General features: G+C 38.2%; 1 pseudogene. It reads right to left on the bottom strand.

The features are described 5' to 3' along the window. Positions 1 to 842, bottom strand: a pseudogene (locus ACFIN0_RS09900) (hypothetical protein); the annotation flags it as partial.

The following is an 842-nucleotide window of genomic DNA, read 5'->3' on the forward strand; positions in this document are numbered from 1 at the left end:
TGCGAACCATTTACTGCATCGGTTGAATCTTCAGAAATGTCTCCATTGGCAAGAAATTTAATTTTGCTATTGGCTTTTCCCTCTCCATGCTGTGCCACAAATGCCTGCTCATCATTACTCCACAATAGAGAATCTTTAGAAACACCCTCTATTTTCTGAGTAAATTCATTGGCTACATGTGTTAAGCGGCTATTCACATTGTTGATATTGTCATCAAGCCCTATCAAAGCGTCACCAACATTATTATGGTCTTTAGATACTGCTACGCCATCTTCAGAAATGCGCGATAAATGATAGAGCGGACCGAATAAAATACCGTCGCTAAATTCTGCATTCCCACCCAAAATGTTTGCTACATCTCGAGATATTTTTTCAATCTGCCTACCATTGATCGCATCATGCGAATCTTCAGCAATTTTTCCATCTTTAACATTATGGAGGGAAACTGGTGCTGTAGTCTTATCACCACCCAAAGTTATGCTATTATAATTAACGGTATCGTTTTCTTTATCATAAAGAACTGCAGCAGCACTTGTAAGATTAATATCATTAGAAATCTTCTCTATACTTTTATCAAGCTGAGCTTTGTTAACAGCTTCATTACCATTCACAGCTGTCTTTACGCCAGAAATTGTCCTATCGCTGCCTGCATTATTTGCAACATTAATTTCTGTACCCCCCGTTGTCACACCAACGGTAATAGTACCTGCATCTCCTTCCTGCTTAACAAGGCTGTTTTTTGTCGCATTCGTAATCTGATTTTGGATATTCGTGATAGAAGTATCAACAGCATTAAAAGCAGAACCAACATCATTATGAGAATTACCCTGAATTGTGTAAGT

This window comes from Bartonella sp. AA89HNZF, from assembly GCF_042196905.1.
In the GTDB taxonomy this organism is placed as follows: Bacteria; Pseudomonadota; Alphaproteobacteria; order Rhizobiales; family Rhizobiaceae; genus Bartonella.